The organism is Streptomyces albospinus, from assembly GCF_014648695.1.
Lineage (GTDB): Bacteria > Actinomycetota > Actinomycetes > Streptomycetales > Streptomycetaceae > Streptomyces > Streptomyces albospinus.
In genome coordinates, this window is the sequence record NZ_BMRP01000001.1 from 540,717 (window position 1) to 556,269 (window position 15,553).

At 70.5% G+C, this 15,553-nt stretch carries 18 protein-coding genes; 7 read left to right on the top strand and 11 right to left on the bottom strand.

The window, feature by feature from the left end; translation table 11 throughout:
* Positions 1–35: 35 nt before the first annotated feature.
* Positions 36–1,007: a M56 family metallopeptidase gene (locus tag IEZ17_RS02340; RefSeq protein WP_189295770.1), complete on the bottom strand. Its 972-nt coding sequence runs from the start codon at positions 1,005–1,007 to the stop codon at positions 36–38.
* Positions 1,004–1,438: a BlaI/MecI/CopY family transcriptional regulator gene (locus tag IEZ17_RS02345; protein ID WP_189295772.1), complete on the bottom strand. Its 435-nt coding sequence runs from the start codon at positions 1,436–1,438 to the stop codon at positions 1,004–1,006. Before IEZ17_RS02345 ends, IEZ17_RS02340 begins: the two co-directional genes overlap by 4 nt.
* A 114-nt stretch (positions 1,439–1,552) precedes the next feature.
* Between IEZ17_RS02345 and IEZ17_RS02350 the strand changes: the two genes are divergently transcribed.
* From IEZ17_RS02350 to IEZ17_RS02365, 4 genes are all read left to right on the top strand, one after another.
* Positions 1,553–2,269 carry a DedA family protein gene (locus IEZ17_RS02350; protein ID WP_229851695.1) on the top strand — a complete coding sequence of 239 codons (717 nt, stop codon included), beginning with the start codon at positions 1,553–1,555 and terminating at the stop codon, positions 2,267–2,269.
* Positions 2,270–2,375: 106 nt separating this feature from the next.
* A complete protein-coding gene (locus IEZ17_RS02355; protein WP_189295776.1) occupies positions 2,376–3,032 on the top strand; it encodes a phosphatase PAP2 family protein in 657 nt (218 codons plus the stop codon).
* Positions 3,029–3,751, top strand: coding sequence for a phosphatase PAP2 family protein (locus IEZ17_RS02360; protein WP_189295778.1), 723 nt, complete (start codon positions 3,029–3,031; stop codon positions 3,749–3,751). The genes IEZ17_RS02355 and IEZ17_RS02360 overlap by 4 nt, the downstream gene beginning before the upstream one ends.
* A 148-nt stretch (positions 3,752–3,899) precedes the next feature.
* Complete coding sequence (locus IEZ17_RS02365) at positions 3,900–4,196, top strand: hypothetical protein (RefSeq protein ID WP_189295781.1); 297 nt, start codon at positions 3,900–3,902, stop codon at positions 4,194–4,196.
* 245 nt (positions 4,197–4,441) lie between these two features.
* Here IEZ17_RS02365 and IEZ17_RS02370 read toward each other — a convergent pair whose 3' ends face one another.
* A complete protein-coding gene (locus IEZ17_RS02370) occupies positions 4,442–4,618 on the bottom strand; it encodes a hypothetical protein (RefSeq protein WP_189295783.1) in 177 nt (58 codons plus the stop codon).
* 303 nt (positions 4,619–4,921) lie between these two features.
* Here IEZ17_RS02370 and IEZ17_RS02375 point away from each other — a divergent pair, with 303 nt between their 5' ends.
* Positions 4,922–5,623: a pyridoxamine 5'-phosphate oxidase family protein gene (locus IEZ17_RS02375; RefSeq protein ID WP_229851696.1), complete on the top strand. Its 702-nt coding sequence runs from the start codon at positions 4,922–4,924 to the stop codon at positions 5,621–5,623.
* 4 nt (positions 5,624–5,627) lie between these two features.
* On the opposite strand, the gene IEZ17_RS02380 is transcribed toward IEZ17_RS02375, so the two are convergent.
* Positions 5,628–6,350: a LuxR C-terminal-related transcriptional regulator gene (locus IEZ17_RS02380; protein ID WP_189295785.1), complete on the bottom strand. Its 723-nt coding sequence runs from the start codon at positions 6,348–6,350 to the stop codon at positions 5,628–5,630.
* 389 nt (positions 6,351–6,739) lie between these two features.
* Here IEZ17_RS02380 and IEZ17_RS02385 point away from each other — a divergent pair, with 389 nt between their 5' ends.
* Entirely contained in the window at positions 6,740–7,204 is a 465-nt protein-coding gene (locus tag IEZ17_RS02385) for an Lrp/AsnC family transcriptional regulator (protein ID WP_189295787.1), read from the top strand.
* Positions 7,205–7,338: 134 nt separating this feature from the next.
* On the opposite strand, the gene IEZ17_RS02390 is transcribed toward IEZ17_RS02385, so the two are convergent.
* Positions 7,339–8,661 (bottom strand): APC family permease, encoded by a 1,323-nt coding sequence (locus IEZ17_RS02390; protein ID WP_189295789.1) that lies wholly within the window; start codon positions 8,659–8,661, stop codon positions 7,339–7,341.
* A gap of 117 nt (positions 8,662–8,778) precedes the next feature.
* On the opposite strand from IEZ17_RS02390, the gene IEZ17_RS02395 reads away from it, so the two are divergent.
* A complete protein-coding gene (locus IEZ17_RS02395; RefSeq protein ID WP_189295790.1) occupies positions 8,779–9,351 on the top strand; it encodes a CGNR zinc finger domain-containing protein in 573 nt (190 codons plus the stop codon).
* 72 nt (positions 9,352–9,423) lie between these two features.
* Here the strand turns inward: IEZ17_RS02395 and ectB are convergent, their stop codons facing one another.
* The 6 genes from ectB to epsC all read right to left on the bottom strand — a co-directional run bounded on the left by ectB (position 9,424) and on the right by epsC (position 15,543).
* On the bottom strand, positions 9,424–10,692 hold the full coding sequence (gene ectB / locus IEZ17_RS02400; RefSeq protein WP_189295792.1) for a diaminobutyrate--2-oxoglutarate transaminase: 1,269 nt from the start codon (positions 10,690–10,692) through the stop codon (positions 9,424–9,426).
* Positions 10,693–10,765: 73 nt separating this feature from the next.
* Positions 10,766–11,044 (bottom strand): cupin domain-containing protein, encoded by a 279-nt coding sequence (locus IEZ17_RS02405; RefSeq protein ID WP_229851756.1) that lies wholly within the window; start codon positions 11,042–11,044, stop codon positions 10,766–10,768.
* A gap of 101 nt (positions 11,045–11,145) precedes the next feature.
* Positions 11,146–11,877: a hypothetical protein gene (locus tag IEZ17_RS02410; RefSeq protein WP_189295794.1), complete on the bottom strand. Its 732-nt coding sequence runs from the start codon at positions 11,875–11,877 to the stop codon at positions 11,146–11,148.
* Between the two features lie 75 nt (positions 11,878–11,952).
* Positions 11,953–13,167, bottom strand: a complete 1,215-nt coding sequence (locus IEZ17_RS02415; RefSeq protein WP_189295797.1) for a hypothetical protein — start codon at positions 13,165–13,167, stop codon at positions 11,953–11,955.
* Positions 13,167–14,795 carry a class I tRNA ligase family protein gene (locus IEZ17_RS02420; RefSeq protein ID WP_189295799.1) on the bottom strand — a complete coding sequence of 543 codons (1,629 nt, stop codon included), beginning with the start codon at positions 14,793–14,795 and terminating at the stop codon, positions 13,167–13,169. The genes IEZ17_RS02415 and IEZ17_RS02420 overlap by 1 nt, the downstream gene beginning before the upstream one ends.
* 46 nt (positions 14,796–14,841) lie before the next feature.
* On the bottom strand, positions 14,842–15,543 hold the full coding sequence (epsC, locus tag IEZ17_RS02425; RefSeq protein WP_189295800.1) for a serine O-acetyltransferase EpsC: 702 nt from the start codon (positions 15,541–15,543) through the stop codon (positions 14,842–14,844).
* Positions 15,544–15,553: the final 10 nt, after the last annotated feature.

A 15,553-nucleotide genomic window follows, 5' to 3' on the forward strand; every position in this document is an offset into this window, starting at 1 on the left:
CCGGCTCTACCCACCGGACACGGTTCGGACCGGGCTCAGTCCCCGTGGTCCCCGTGGTGCTCGCCCTGGGCCGACTCCACCGTCTGGTGCAGATCGGCCGCGGCTTCCACCGCGGCAGCCGCGGAGAAGGTGACACAGGCCAGGAGCGCGGCGGCTATCAGCCGGCGGCCGTGCAGGCCGAGGTGGATACGGGGGTGGTCGGTCGGATGGTCGGGGGCCAGCAGCGCGGCGACCCGGCGCGGCACCGGACCGGTCGTGGCGGCGAGCGCGGTGCTCGGGCGGGGGACCGCCGCGGTGTGCGCGCGGGCGGCCAGTGCGGCTCGGCCGATGGCGCGGGCGGTGACCCGGCGGTCGCCCACCCGGGAGGCGGCCGATTCGTCCGCCCAGCGCTCCAGGGCGTACGCCAGCGAGGGCCGCAGCCCGCGGAGCAGCGGATGGCAGGCCGAGGCCAGGGCGACCGTCAGCAGGAAGAGGTGGTGCCGGCCTGTGAGATGGGCCCGCTCATGGGCGAACAGGGCCTCCCGTTCGGCCGGCGGCAGCGCCCGCAGCATCCCGGCGGTGACCACCACGCGGTCCGGCCGGCCCGGCAGGGCGAAGGCGTCGGGCGCGGCATCGGGGACGATGCACAGATCGCCGGCGAGGGCGTGGGCGTCGGCGGTGCGCCGGGCGGCGCGCAGCTCGGCGCGGTGGCGCAGCGCGCGGCGGGTGACGGCGATCGCGCAGCAGGTCAGCAGCGCGCCGGCGACCGAGGCGGCCGGCACGGTCACGTCCGCGTCGCCGCCGAGCAGCGACAGCGAGAGATGGCCGAAGGCGGCGACCGGCGGCAGCCACAGCGCCCCGGCGGCCATCAGCAGGCCGAGCGCGGCGGTCGTGCAGGCGGCCAGCGCGGCGGCGCACCCGGTCAGCAGCCAGGCGGCGGCGCGCGGCGGCAGCGACTCGGCGAGCCGGCGGGCGGCCGGCACCGCGAGCAGCGGCATCAGCAGCGGGATCCAGACGGCGAAGATCACGGTGCGGCCCCGGGTCCCGGCAGCCGGCCGTCGGAGGCGTCCGCACCGCCGGCGTCATCGGCCTCCGCCTCGTCCAGCAGCGAGCGGAGCAGCTGCTCGTCCTCGGTGGTCAGCTCCGACACGAAGCGGGCGAGGGCAGTGCCGCGGTCGTCCTGCTTGTCCAGTTCGCTGCGCATCCGGCGGGCGGTCAGTCCCGCGGAGTCGTGTATCGGCGAATACGCGAAGCCGCGGCCCGCCCGGGTGCGGGACACCGCCCCCTTGTCGTGCAGCCGGGTGAGGATGGTGGTGACGGTCGTACGGGCGAGCCGGCCGCCCAGCCCGTTCTGCACCTCGGCGGGGCTCAGCGGGCCCTCGGCCGCCCAGAGCGCCGCCAGCACGCTCGCCTCCAGCTCACCGGCCGGGCGCCGCTGCACGGGTGATGTCTCCGACATGGAACGCCCTCCACCTTTCCGTCGTCTACAGTTTTGTAGACCGTCTACGGGACTGTAGACGGTGGGGTCGGCCGCTCGGCGGGCCCAGAACCCATTATGGGAGGGGCCACCGACATGGCCGTAGCCGCCGCAGACCTGCACCTGGGCGCGGTCACCCAGGCCGTCAACATCCTCGACGCCGGCTCACTGCTCGCCGCCTTCGGCGCCCTCGGTGTCGCCGTCGTCCTCTTCGCGGAGACCGGACTGCTGGTCGGCTTCCTGCTGCCCGGCGACTCGCTGCTGTTCACCGCGGGACTGCTCTGCGCCCCGGGCGTCGGCGGTGCCGTCCACCTCTCCCTGCCCCAGGTCCTGGCGTCCGCCGTCGTCGGCACGCTCGCCGGATCCCAGACCGGCTTCTGGATCGGCAGGCGCGGCGGCCGTGCCCTGCTGGCCGGCGGCCGTTCGCGCAAGCTCCAGGACGGCGCCGCCCGCGCCGAGGAGTACCTGGAGCGCTACGGCCACGCCAAGGCGATCATCCTGGCCCGCTTCGTCCCCGTCGTCCGCACCGTGCTCAACCCGCTGGCCGGCGCCCTGAACGTGCCCACCCGCGCCTTCACCCTCTGGCAGATCGCCGGCGGCCTGGTCTGGACGTTCGGCCTCACCCTCGCCGGGTACGCCCTCGGCTCGTCCGTCCCCAACGTCGACCGGTACCTTCTGCCGGTCGTGGGCCTCGTCGTGATCGCCTCGCTGACCCCGCTCGCCCTCGAAGTCCTGCGCTCCCGCAAGCGGCGCCCGGCCGCCCGACAGGGGACGGAACCGGTCGAAACCCCCTCCGCGCCACCGGCACCCTGAAGGACCCGGCACACTTGCTGAAGCACGCGGCCGGCCCGGGCACCCCGTAAGCCGTCCCGTCCCCCAGCCCACGTACCACGTAGCGACCCGCCAAGGAGAAAACCCAGTGACCGACCTCGCCTTCGGCGGAGCCTCGATCGACGGCGGCCTGTACACCTCTGTGACCGGCTTCGCCCAGGAGATGCCGCACTTCCTGAACGTCCTGGTCTCCTTCTGGACCGACTTCGGCCTCGGGATCTTCGCCGTCCTGATGCTCGTCGGTTGGTGGCGGGCCCGCCAGCGGCTCGGCGGCAGCTCCCGCCGCCGGCTCGACCCCGGTGAGATGCGGCACACCGCCCCCGTCGCCATGGCGAGGGCACTGGCCGTCCCCGTGATCGTGGTCCTCGCCTACGTGGCCAACGACGTGGTCAAGGCCTTCTTCCACGAGCAGCGCCCCTGCCAGACGATCCACACCATCACCGTCGAGGCGTGCCCCGCGCTGGGCGACTGGTCCTTCCCCAGCAACCACTCGGCCATCGCCGCCTCCGCCGCGGTCGCCCTGGTCCTCCTGGACCGCCGGCTCGGCTGGATCGCCGTCCCGGCCGCGCTCCTGATGGGCGCCTCGCGCGTCTGGGTCGGCGCCCACTACCCGCACGACGTCCTGGTCGGCCTGATCGTCGGCGCCCTGGTCGCCGCGGTCCTCATGCCGCTCGCCCGGCGCGCCGCCCCCCTCGTCGAACGGCTCCGCGACACCTCGCTGCGCCCCCTGGTGTCCGCCAGGTGACGACACCGGGGGCGGACGCGGCACCGGCGCCCCGGCCGGGCCCCGGTCCGGCGCCGGGCCGCCCGATCGCCGTCGCGGCGGTCTGCGCGGCCCTCTTCGCCGCCGCGGCCACCGTCACGGCCGTACGCGACGGAGCCCCGTTCGCCCCCGAACTGGCCGCACTCCACTGGAGCACGGCCCACCGCGGGGAGCCGCTGCGCTCCCTGGCCCGCGTCTTGACGGCGACCGGCACCGGAGTCGTCCCGTACCTGATGGCGGTGCTCGCCGGCCTGCTGGCCGGCCGCACCTGGCGCGGCCGGCGCCGGGCGGTGACCGGGGCGGTGGCCGTCCTGGCCGCCGGCCAGGCGATCCGCTACGGCCTGATGGAACTGCTCGCCCGCCCCCGCCCGCCGGTCGCCGACTGGGCCGCCCGGGCCACCGGCTACTCCTTCCCCTCCGGCCACTCCACCACCGCGGCGCTGGCCGCCGGCATCCTCGCCTGGGGCGTGCTGCACCGCACCCGCCCCGGCGCCGGCCGCCTCTGGTGCGCCCTGCTCGCCCTCTGGGCCGCCGGCGTCGGCCTCACCCGCATCTACCTGGGCGTCCACTGGGCCGGCGACGTCCTGGCCGGCTGGTTCCTGGCCGCCGCCCTGCTCGCCCTCGCCCTCCTCCTGGAGCCGCTGGTCCTCCCCCGCCCGGCCCCGGCCGCGCCGGAAGCTCCCCCCTCCGCTTGTCCATGAATCACCGACGAACGGCCCAGGTCTTCGCCAAGGCCGCATGGACGCCCGGCGCGCCGAGCACCACTGTCCTGGGTGCCGGCGACCGAGGGAGCGGTCACCGGTACCGGCGCCGATTCACCGTGCACCACCGTGTGACAGGGGGACAGCAATGGATCATTCGCTCGACGTCCCGCCGGCCGGCCGCCCCGCCGCTCCGGGCCGTCCCCGCGACCGCTGCGCCGCCGCCGCGGTCGCCGACCCGACCCCGTGCGAGGGCCCGCGCGACGCCGCCACCATCGTCGCCCGCGACGGCAGAGAGGTCGCCGGCTGCGTCCACCACTGCGCCCGCCTCCTGGCCGGCCTGGACGGCGCCCGCGTGCACCCCTTCGTCCCCTCCGCCCAGGCCCTGGACATCTACTTCCGGGCGCGCGAACTCCCGCCCTGCGCCTGGGAGATCGGCAGATAGCCCGGCCCGCGCAACGGCCCGCGGCGGGCGTGGTCCGTGCCGCGCCCCACGCTTTCGGGCGGGGCGACTGACGACGCGGCAGACGGCGCCCGGCGCGCTGCCGGGACGGCGTCCAGCGGCCTGACGGCATCCAGCGGTACTCCGCCGACTCCGCCCACTACGCCGACTCCGCCGGCCTGCCGGCGGAGTTCCTGCGGGCGGTCCGTCGGCCCGTCAGCGGAGTCACCGGCCCGGTGGCGGCCGGGTCAGCACTCGCCGATGTCGACCGCGAGCCCGCCCCGCGCCGTCTCCCCGTACTTGAAGCAGATGCCGACCACTTTCCCGATCATGTCCTTGACCTGCGGATTCGGGGGTATTTCCGTGATCCGGTCAACTCGCAGGGACTTCTCAGGGCGGTGCGCGGACGATCTTGCTCCAGTCACGTGTCCCTCGCGGCCAAGCCGCGCCGGCCCGCTCCGGGCATGACGTGCGCGGAGCGGGCGGGTGTGATCTCCGATGCGGACTTACCTGTCACGACGTCACGAATTCAAGCCCAGTAGGTGGCAGGGGGCGCTGGTCACGAGCCGGGGGATCCGGCGGGTCAGGGGTGCCATCCGCGTTCGTGAGGGGCGAAAAAGGCGGAAAATCGGCCGACTCCTTTCTCGCCATATCCGATGTGCGCTAGGGTTTCAGTCGATCATGCGACCGGCTGAATTGAGGCGAGTTCCGACGATAGGAGAGCTGTCGTGAAACATTCCGATGAACCTTCCGCGGCGGCGAAACTGGTGGCCACCGATCGGACCCGACTTCGCCGGGCACGAGAGAAGGAGCGTACGGCACGCGCCGATCTGGACTCGGTCCTGGCTGCCGGATTTGTTTGCCATTTGGGTGTGGTCGTGGATGACGCTCCCATGGTCGTTCCCACGGGTTACGGCGTTATCGGGGATACCCTTTATCTGCACGGTTCCGTGGCCTCTCGGAGTCTGGTACAGGCACCCGAATCCGTTGTGTGCGTGACCATTACCCATGTGGACGGCATCGTGCTGGCGCGCTCCATGTTCGAGCAGAGCATCAACTATCGCAGCGCCATGATCTATGGCATTCCTCGTACCGTGGAGGATCCCGAAGAAAAGCTGGCGGGGTTGCGGGCACTGACCGAGCAGTGCGCGCCAGGACAATGGGAGTACGCGCGCCAACCGAATCGTAAGGAACTGGCCGCGACCACTTTGCTGGCGCTCGGTCTGGCCGAGGCGTCGGTGAAGGTGCGCACCGGCCCCCCGGGCGACGGCGACAGTCCGGACGCCGTGCTGGGATTGTGGGCAGGCGTGGTGCCCACGTCGGTCGTGCGGGGTGCGCCGGTGCCGGACCCGGCCCTGCCGTCGGATGTGCGGTTGCCCTCGCACATTTCGTCGATGTCCGGTAAACCGGCGCACCACGTCGATCGCTGATTCCTTACCGGTCCCTTAAGCCGGTCAGGCAGGCTTCTTTCACTGCGAAGCCTGATTTGTAGGCGAATACCACGGCTTGCACTCTGTCCTGGAGTTCAAGCTTGCGCAGGATATGGGAGATGTGCGACTTGACGGTGGCGGAGCTGACGGTGATTTCTCCGGCAATCTCCGCCGTCGTCATGCCGTTGGCCAGGAACGTCAGTACCCGGCGTTCCTGATCGGTTAGCGCGGCTATTTTGGCGAGTGCTTCCGCATCGGGTGATGTCATCCGGTCAAGCGCCGCATCTATGATGCAGTCGGCCACGCAGGGGGAGAGGTAGGTACCCCCGGCCGCGACCGTGTGAATCGCCGCGATGATGGTGTCCTTGCTCTGCGACTTCACTCCCAGACCGCGCACTCCGAGGCGCAGTGCGCTGATGGCGTCCTCTCGGTCCCAGTGATGGGCGAAGGCCGCGATGGGGGTCGGCGTGGCGGTGGACACCACCCGCTCGACTTTGTCCAACACGCGGTCGTCGCAGGCAATGATGATGAGGTCGGGGTCTGTCTGACGGATGGCGGCCTCCACTCCCATGCGGGAGAAATCGGCTTCCGTTGCCCGGATGTCAAGCTCTCCGGCAATCAGGGAGGTGAAACCCGCCCTGCTGAGTTCGTTCCGGTCCAGAACGATGATGCGTTTGATGTCGTGTTTTCGCCTTTGTGGGACGTGGTCAATTCCCCGAATCGCCATGCGCGGCTCCCCAGACGCAATGAATCAGTCTTCCCCGTGGTGGAATTCCGGCACCATTCCTCGCAAAATGCTACAGTGATCGATGTACAGTCAGGTTGGTGTTGCGTGATGCTTGCCTGAATTGTCCCATTGACAGGCGTAAAAATATCCACCCCGGGCCCGTTCTCCAGGCGGCCCCCTTCGTTCGTGTGCAGTCGCGTTTCCATGCATGCCGTACAAAACGGTCCAGACGTGTGTGATCTATGGACGTCCCTCCGCGGCCGACCGGCCGCATGATCGTGACAGTGCCCGAGTGTTCATGCCCTGGAAGCGAACGTTAGCAAGATCCGGTTGGCAGGCGATTGCGATCTCTTGCCCCCGATGGTGTCCGGCCAGCAGGATGTTGCGCCATGGACCAAATCGATCGCAGAATCTTGCATGAGCTCCAACAAGATGCCCGGTTGGCCAATGCCGAGCTGGCCGCGCGGGTGGGGCTGACCGCATCGCCATGCCTGCGGCGCGTGCGACAGCTGGAGGCGGCTGGAGTCATCCGCGGATACCGGGCGTTACTGGACTACAATTCCTTGAATTGCGAATTACAGGCTTTTGTCACGTTGGTGATGCATCGCGAGGACCGTTCCAACGTCGAGCGGTTCGAGCACGAGGTGGCGCAGCTTCCCCCGGTGATCGAGGCGCATCGGCTCTTCGGGGATCCGGATTATCTGCTGCGGGTGGCCGTTCACGATGTGCAGGCCTATGAGCGGTTCTACAGCGAAGTGCTCTGCGATCTCCCCGGAGTTGTGCAGGTCACTTCCCATCTGATCATGAAGGAAGTCAAGCAGGACCGTGGCATACCGACGGGTTCCGGCCAGTAGAGACCGACAGTAGTCAGCGGTGGGCGAGAAAAATTCCCTCGGGAATTGGCGCGAAAGAGGCCTCGCGCCGACCGGTAGGGAGCCTGAGGCTTTCCGGTCGACGCGAGGCGGACTGTGAGGGGGGGATTTCTCCGTTACTCCTGGTGGTGGGCGGCGGCCGAAGGCGCGCCTGCCTGCGGGTTCGGCTGCCCCTCGGCACCCTCGTTCGTGCCGGGGCGCTTGGTCCACCTGCGGTAGAGGAGAGCGAGCACGGCGATCAGTACGGGAATGACGACCACGACGCCGCTGAACGGAATGAGTGCCAGGCACAGGACGGTCCCGATGCCCGCCAGGATCCGCGCCCGTCCGTGCAACAGCCGCACCCCGGCCGCCATGGCGGCGAGGAACGTCATGATGACAAGGGAGTTCGGGACGACCAGCAGCGTCTCCGGTCCCCACTGCGCGAAGTAGCCGACGATGACGCCCAGCGTCGCGTAGCCGCCGACCACCAGGACGGACACCGCCGGTACGCTCCGCGCGCTCACGCGGGCCAGCGGAGCGGGGAACGCCTTGTCGCGGGCGAGGGCGTAGCCCAGCCGTGAGGTGGCGGCGACGAACGCGTTCGCCGTGCCCAGGGAGATCAGCAGGGCGATGACGGCGGTCATGGTGCCTGCCGGGCCACCGAACCCGTTCGCCAACAGCCGGGCGATGACGGTGCGGTTGACCGCATCGGTGCCGTAGGTCCTGGTGCTGATCGTCGCGACGACGACACCGACGTAGAGCAGGGTGATGACCCCCACGCTGATCACGGTGCTGCGCGGTACGTCCCGTACCGGGTCGCGGAACTCCTCCGCGAGATGAGTGATCGCTTCCCAGCCGAAGAAGGCGAAGAAGATCACCACCGCCACGCTGCCCACTTCACCCATGCCGTGCGGCGCGAAGGGCGTCCAATGCGCGGCGCTGAAGCGGGGGATGGAGACCAGCAGCGCAAGGAGCAGCATCACGGCCACGGTCCCGGCGAACGCGAGCTGAAGCCGACCGCTGACCTTGATTCCGCGCAGGTTCGCCACGGTGGCGACGACGAGGATCAGCCCGGCGAGGAGGAAGGTCACGGCCCGGGACAGGCCGAGGTAGGAGGAGGCGTAGTAGGCGCCGGTGAGTGCGACGAGGGTCTGGGCGGTGGCCGCGGCGATGAAGTAGAACCAGCCGATCACGGTGCCGGCCGCGGAGCCGAAGGCCTGGGTCACAAAGGTCGCCGCGCCACCGGCGTTGGGGTACCGGCTGGCGAGTGCGGCGAGCGTGAGCGCCAGAGGGATGCCCAGTACCGCGTCGAAGGTCCAGGCCAGGATGGAGGCGGGCCCGGCCCTGGTGGCGCTGAGTGCCGGCAGCAGCAGAACCCCCGCACCCACGATGGCGCCGACGTAGAGGGCTACGCCCTGCGTGACCGTGATGCTGCGACGTAACGACGGCTCTGCCATCGGCCTTACCTCCAACGTCCCGTACGTACGACGAGACCGTAGAGGCGGGAAAAGGTCGCCGTCAACACCTACTATTGGTGTTAACAAGTGTTGCCAGTGATCGGTCGAGGGGTGCCCATGGATGTCGTACGCACACCGCTGCCCTCCGAGATTGCGCCGCTGCACGCCTTCCTCAACAGCCTTGACCTGCGCTCTTTTACGCATCACGGCACCGTGCACCGCGGTGGCGACCACCTGTCCACGACGCAGGCGCTGACGGACTGGCTGCGGAAGCGGGGTCTACTGGCGGCCGATGCCGCCGCGAGTGAGGACGACCTGCGCCACGCCCGCCGGCTGCGGGCGCAGCTCCGGGGATCCCTGGGGCAACGGGCGCAGTCCCCAGGGCCGTTGGAGGAGCGGCCCGGCCCGGAGGGGAGTGTTCCGCTGAACCTTCGGCTCGGTACGCCCCCCGGGCAGCCGCCGGCTCTGGTCCCCGTGGGAGCGGGAGCGCAGGGCGCGTTGGAGCGTATCGCGCTACTGGTCTGCGAGGCGGTTGCGGCAGGGACCTGGGGCCGCCTGAAGATGTGCGAGGCGGCCGATTGCCAGTGGGTCTTCTACGATCGCTCGAAGCCCGGCAGGGGCCGCTGGTGCGCTGCCGAGCTGTGCGGGAACCGCATGAAGACCAGGGCGTATCGCGAGCGGCAGCGCTGAGGGCGGTCGCGCTCCCGAGCCGGGGCCCGGAAGCACGACCGCCGCTTCGGCTGTGTCGTGCACGTACGGAGGTCAGGTGCACTCGCGGACGGCGCGGGCCAGGGTGCGCAGCCCGTCGTCGAGTTCGTCGGGGGTGATCGTCAGGGCAGGAAGCAGCTTGACGACCTCGTCCCGGGGCCCGGAGGTCTCGACCAACAAGCCCAGCGCGAAGGCCCGTTTGGCGATACGGCCGGCGAGAGTCGGGTCGGCGAACTCCAGGCCCCAGACCAGACCCCGGCCCCGGTACTTGGTCCCCGGGTGCGGATGCTCTGCCACGATCGCACGCAGATGGGAGTGGACCACTTCCCCGCGGGAGAGGGTCTGCTTCTCCATCTGGCCGTCGGCCCAGTAGGTGCTGAGGGCGGCGGCGCCGGTGACGAAGGCGGGGTTGTTGCCGCGGAAGGTGCCGTTGTGCTCGCCCGGCTCCCAGATGTCCAGCTCGGGCTTGAACAGGGTGAGCGCCATGGGCAGGCCGTAGCCGCTGATGGACTTGGAGACGGTGACGATGTCCGGGACGATGCCGGCCTCTTCGAAGGAGAAGAAGGCGCCGGTGCGACCGCAGCCCATCTGGATGTCGTCGACGATCAGCAGCATGTCGTGCCGCTCGCACAGGTCCGCGAGGGCGCGCAGCCACTCGGCGCGGGCGACGTTGACGCCGCCCTCGCCCTGGATCGTCTCGACGATGACCGCGGCGGGACGGTTCAGCCCGGAGCCCTGGTCCTCCAGGAGGCGCTCGAACCAGAGGAAGTCGGGGGTGCGCCCGTTCAGATAGTTGTCGAACGGCATCGGGGTGCCGTGCACCAGCGGGATGCCGGCCCCGGCCCGCTTGAAGGCGTTGCCGGTCACGGCGAGCGAGCCCAGGGTCATGCCGTGGAAGGCGTTGGTGAAGGAGACGATGGACTCGCGGCCCTTGACCTTGCGGGCCAGCTTGAGCGCCGCCTCCACCGCGTTGGTGCCGGTCGGCCCCGGGAACATCACCTTGTACGGCAGATCACGCGGGTGCAGCACGATGGAATGGAACGACTCCAGGAACGCCCGCTTGGCGGTGGTGGACATGTCCAGGCCGTGGGTGACCCCGTCCCGTTCGAGATAGCCCAGCAACGCCCGCTTGAGCACCGGATTGTTGTGTCCGTAATTCAGCGACCCCGCACCCGCGAAGAAGTCGAGATAGCCATGGCCGTCCTCGTCGAACATCCGGCTGCCCTGCGCCCGGTCGAAGACAACCGGCCAGCTGCGGCAGTAGCTGCGCACCTCCGACTCCAGGGTCTCGAAGACGCTCAGATCCGGCTGGGTAAGGGTCACAGCAAGCTCCTGGGGGGTGAGAGGAGTAAGGGGTGAAGCGCTGTGGAGGAGCAGCCGGTGACGGTGCGCCGGGTCACGACGCGCTGCCCGTCGGACGGCTCTCCGGGGGTGAGAAGACGACCGCGACTCGCAGATCCTCGGTGATGTCGGTGAAGCGGTGCGGCATTTCGGCCGGTACGTACACGATCGATCCCGGTCCGACCGGGCGGCTCTCGGTGCCCGCCCAGATGGTCGCCCGCCCCGCGATGACGATGTACAACTCGTCCTCGGCGTGCGGCTGTTGCGGGTCCGTGGCCCCGGCGGCCAGTGCGTACACCCCGGCGCTCATCGTCGGCACCCGGAGGAATTCCACATACCGTTCGCCGCTCGCTTCCCCTTCCTGCCTGACGTTCTCGAACTCATGGAACTCCGGCTGGTCCAGCAATGGGATCGATCTCCTTGCCTGTGTAGTGATTACATCCGTAGCGACAGCTCGCTGTGGAAACCGGCGAGGCGGTCCGAGCGGACGACGTCGTCGACCACGGGGTAGAAGCCCTCGAAGAAGTCGACGTAGTCGGTGCACAGGGCCCGTAGCACGGGGGCGATCTCGCGGCCCAACTCGCCTGCGGCCTCCCGGACTCCGACGGCGGTCATCATGGTCGCCCGAGCGTCCGGTGAGAGCGTCGCCAGCGTGCTGGCGAGCCGGCTGTGCCGCAGCGCCTCCCGTACTTCGCCGGTGACCGTGGCCGGGTCCGCGCCGCGGTCCGACTGCCACAGGATGATACGTACCGACTGGCTGCCGACGATCCGGCGGGGCGGCACCAGCTCCAAGGGGCCTTCGTCCAGGCGGCGTTCGTCCCCGCGCAGGGGTACCTGCCACCGCGCCGGATCGGCATCCGGAGCAGGATGCACCAGGGGCGGCTCGCCGCTGAGATCCCAGGACCAGCACAGGATGTGCAACGGGGTCGAGGCATCGGCCACCCGCCGCAGCATGACGCGGCTGCCCATGGTCAGGACGAGCCGGGTGAGCGCAATCCCCCGCTCCTCGGCGGAGGCGGCGAATTTCAGCGGCACCGGTTGCAGTCCGCGGGTGACTTCCCGCAGCACGGTGAAGGGATGACGGCCTGTCAGGCCGTACTCGTCGGCTGCCGGACCGCTCGGGGTGGCCTCGAATTGCTCGAATGCGCCACGGGAGAGCAATGGCATGGGATTCCCTTCGTCAGCGTCTCGGCTTTTCGGCGTGGAAGAACGTGGTGGCACGGGCGAGCGGGGGTGCGGGGGTCACGACGGCTCGCGCCGGCCGCTCCTGGAACGGGCCGGATCGAGCAGGGCGGCACCGCCCAGTACGGCGAGGGGGAGGAGCACCGCCGCGCCGAGGAACGGCAGCAGCGGCAGATAGGCGGCCACGGCCGCCGCACCGAGGCCGCGCCCCCGCCCCGTGCCGGCGACGACGGCCGCGACCGCGGCGGTGAGGAAGACGGCCCAGGCCATGGCATTGGGCACCGAGAGCGCGTCGGTGGCTGTCAGCAGCCCTCCTTGCACGAGTGCCACCCCGGCCAGGGCCGCGGCGCCCGCGGACAGGGCCGTGGTGGCGACGGTCCGCGGGGAGGACGCACCACGACCGGACAGATCGGCCGCCAGCCGCGCGGCGGTACGGATGTTGCGTACGCAGAAGTACGCGGTGACCACCCCCATGCCCGCGGACACGGCCCGGCCCGCCGCGCTCCCGCCCAGGTCCGGCAGGGCGAGGCCGGCGATCGCCGGGACCGTGCCGGTGGACGGGGCGGCCGACAGGACCGCTCCGTAGAGGATGCCGACCGCGATCACCCCGCCCAACGGTCCCGGCCATCGACGCCGGCCCGTCGTCGGGGCCAGGCGGCAGGACGCCTCCCAGCCGACGACCACGAAGAACTGGAGGGCCGTCGCCTTGGCGATGCCGATCGGCGCCACCGAGGGACCGCCGGCCGTCCCCGGTGCCGCTCGCGCCCCCGTCAGCAGCGCGAGAGCGAGGAGCACGAGAAGGGCGCCGAACACCCAGAGGCCCGCCACCTCACGGTCGGACGAGGCCAGCGCCACGGCCAGTACGAGCACCCCGGCCGCCACCCAGCCGATGAAGCCGTCCGCGCCGGGGGACCCGTCGGCCGCCGTACGGCTCAGACCCGGCGCCAGTGCCTGGCCGAGGAATCCGGCCGCCACCAGTGCGACCACGACCTGCCCCGCCGTGATGCCGAGAACGTAGAACGCCCGGACCGCCCGGCCCGGCGCCCGGCCGAGCGCACCGTCTATCAGGGAGATGGCTCCCGCCGCGGCACCGGGGGCACGGGAGACGGCGGTCAGGGCTCCCACCAGCAGGGCCCCCGCGACGACGTGGTACCCCCAGCCCCACAGGGCTGCCCGGCCCTGGACGGCCTGAGCTGTCCAGGGCAGGAACAGCGCCCCGACGCCCAGGACGTTGACCGCCAGGCCCAGACCGGACCGTGCGGGCCCGCCGTCCATCAACGGGTCTGGAACATGCGTCGGTACTCGGGAGCGATCCGTGACCCGGTCGGGAGCACCGCGCGGTCCTGCTGCGGCCAGGGGACGTCGTGGAAACGGGGGGCCAGCCCCAACTGCCGCCACGTGTGCCGGGACCAGGTGGGCATGATGGGCCCCGACACCGCCGCGATGACACCGAGCAGCTCGGCGTGGGCCGCGAGCACGGCCGCCGCCTCCACCCGGTCGGCGGGCGGCGACTCCTGGAACCGCCGCAGGTCCTCGGCGGCGGACCGCACCGCTTCGAGCAGCCGGGCCGCCGCGCCGCGCAGCGAGAAGGTCGCCGGCTCCAGGTGGCCGGCCAGCTCCAGAGGCAGCTGCTCGACGAGCGTACGGATGGTCGACGGCCAAGCGGCGCGGTCGGTCTCGGGAACGACCGAACCGTGCTCCTTCGCCAGGAGTTCGACGACCGAGGCGGCCCACCCCTCCCAGTCCCGGACGAGCAGGGTGTTCACCGTCCGGTCGAAGTCGGCCAGTCGGAAGTCCGACTTGGCCTCCTCTGGCGCCGTCAGGCACAGATGGAAGCGGACCGCGTCCGAGGGAACCTCGCGCAGGAAGTCGGACCCCCAGATCGCATGGCCGCGGCTGGTGGAGAACTTGTCTCCCTCCAGGGTGTAGAACTCGTTGCTGATCACGTACTTGGGCGTGATGTACTCGCCGAGACCGAGCAGGAGCGAGGGCCAGAGCACCGCGTGCGAGAAGCTGCAGTCGAAGCCGATGAAGTGCACCAGTTCGGTCTGCGGGTCGCGCCATATATCGCGCCACTCGTCGGGTTTTCCGAGGGCCGCGCCGTGTGCCGCGGTCGCGGCGATATAGCCGAAGATCCCGCTGAACCAGGTGTCGAGGATGTGCCCCTGCCACGCGTCCAGGGGCACCGGGATTCCGTAGTCCGCGACCCGGCTGATCGGGACCACCGGCAGTTCGCGCGCGAGCAGTCCCGTGCAGAAGTCGAGCACCCGTTGCCGCCAGGGGCTCTTCTCGCAGAGCTCGGTCAGCCGCTCGGCGAAGGGGGCGAGGGCCACCACCAGCCTTGATGCGGTGCGGATTTCGGGCTGCGAGCCGCAGGTGAAGCAGTGGCCGTCCACCACGCCTCCGGGCTCCTGGGTCAGGCCGCACTCCTCGCAGTACGTACCGTCGCTCGGGGCCGCGCAGGACCGGCAGTTGCCGCGGATGTACGCCTCGTAGACGAAGCCGTCGCAGGTCGTGCAGTACGGGGTCGGCACCTCGTGCTCCGTGATGACGCCGCTCTCCCAGAGGCGCAGGAAGTGCTCCTGCACCAGCGTGTCGTGCCTGGGCTCGCGGTGGGGGTGCTCGTAGTAGTCGGGGAGCATGTCGGCCAGCGCGAGGGTGTGCTCGATGCGGTTGGTGTAACGGAAGGCCGTCGTGCGCGCGTCCCAGCCCAACTCGGCTCCGCGGCGCGGGACATAGCAGGAGTGGTCGTCCGTATAGGCCACATAGGTCACGGGGACATCCCGCGCTGCGAGGTATTTGCGCAGCACATCGGCTCCCATGAAGGGCCCGGAGAGGTGTCCCAGGTGGAGGTCACCGTTGGGGTTCGGCGGAGCGCAGGTGATCAAAACCCTCTTGGGCATAGGTGCGCGGTCCTTTCCGGTGGAAGAGTGCGGACGCGGTTCGGCGCTACTCGGAGCTGTACTGATTGGCCACGCGAAGAGGGAGCGGGTTCGCAGCGGGCACCGGGTGGGGCTGACCGCCGTTCTCTGCGGTGCGGTTGACGATCTGTCCCGGACGGACACGGGATTTGGGGGGCAGCGAGGCCATCACCACGGCCTTGGCGCCGATCATGCTGTCGGGGCCGATGTCGACCGGGCCCAACACGCAGGCTCCGGTACCCACCACCACACCGTCACCGAGGGTGGGATGACGTTTGGCCCCCGGTGCGCGTGTCGCGTCGTGCCACCACCCGACCGAACCGAGTGTCACCAGGTGGTAGAGCATGACGTCGTCGCCGATGCGTACCGTCTCGCCGATGACCACCCCGCAGCCGTGGTCGATGAACAGCCGCCGGCCGATCCGGGCTCCGGGGTGGATGTCGATGCCGCCCGAAATGAAGCGCCCCATCATGGAGATGGCGCGGGCGGCGACCCGGTGGTCGCGGAGGTACAGGGAGTGCGCGGCGCGATACAGCCACAGGGCGTGCACATGCGGGTAGAGCAGCACTTCGAACGGGTTCGTCACGGCCGGGTCCTTGTCGCAGACGACCTGGACGTCCTCGCGGGCGCGGCGCAGCGCTGTGCGGATGGCACGGCGCCTGGGCCGTCCGTCTGTCTCTTCCTCCCCGGACTTCGTCCTCTTCGCCGGCCGACGGAGCAGTCGAGTCATGTCAGTCGCC

Bases quoted from the DNA above. Each gene is read 5' to 3' on its own strand.
- IEZ17_RS02345 (WP_189295772.1), bottom strand. From the start codon at position 1,438: ATGTCGGAGACATCACCCGTGCAGCGGCGCCCGGCCGGTGAGCTGGAG.
- IEZ17_RS02350 (WP_229851695.1), top strand. From the start codon at position 1,553: ATGGCCGTAGCCGCCGCAGACCTGCACCTGGGCGCGGTCACCCAGGCC.
- IEZ17_RS02365 (WP_189295781.1), top strand. From the start codon at position 3,900: ATGGATCATTCGCTCGACGTCCCGCCGGCCGGCCGCCCCGCCGCTCCG.
- IEZ17_RS02380 (WP_189295785.1), bottom strand. From the start codon at position 6,350: ATGGCGATTCGGGGAATTGACCACGTCCCACAAAGGCGAAAACACGAC.
- IEZ17_RS02385 (WP_189295787.1), top strand. From the start codon at position 6,740: ATGGACCAAATCGATCGCAGAATCTTGCATGAGCTCCAACAAGATGCC.
- IEZ17_RS02390 (WP_189295789.1), bottom strand. From the start codon at position 8,661: ATGGCAGAGCCGTCGTTACGTCGCAGCATCACGGTCACGCAGGGCGTA.
- IEZ17_RS02395 (WP_189295790.1), top strand. From the start codon at position 8,779: ATGGATGTCGTACGCACACCGCTGCCCTCCGAGATTGCGCCGCTGCAC.
- IEZ17_RS02410 (WP_189295794.1), bottom strand. From the start codon at position 11,877: ATGCCATTGCTCTCCCGTGGCGCATTCGAGCAATTCGAGGCCACCCCG.
- IEZ17_RS02415 (WP_189295797.1), bottom strand. From the start codon at position 13,167: ATGGACGGCGGGCCCGCACGGTCCGGTCTGGGCCTGGCGGTCAACGTC.
- IEZ17_RS02420 (WP_189295799.1), bottom strand. From the start codon at position 14,795: ATGCCCAAGAGGGTTTTGATCACCTGCGCTCCGCCGAACCCCAACGGT.
- epsC (WP_189295800.1), bottom strand. From the start codon at position 15,543: ATGACTCGACTGCTCCGTCGGCCGGCGAAGAGGACGAAGTCCGGGGAG.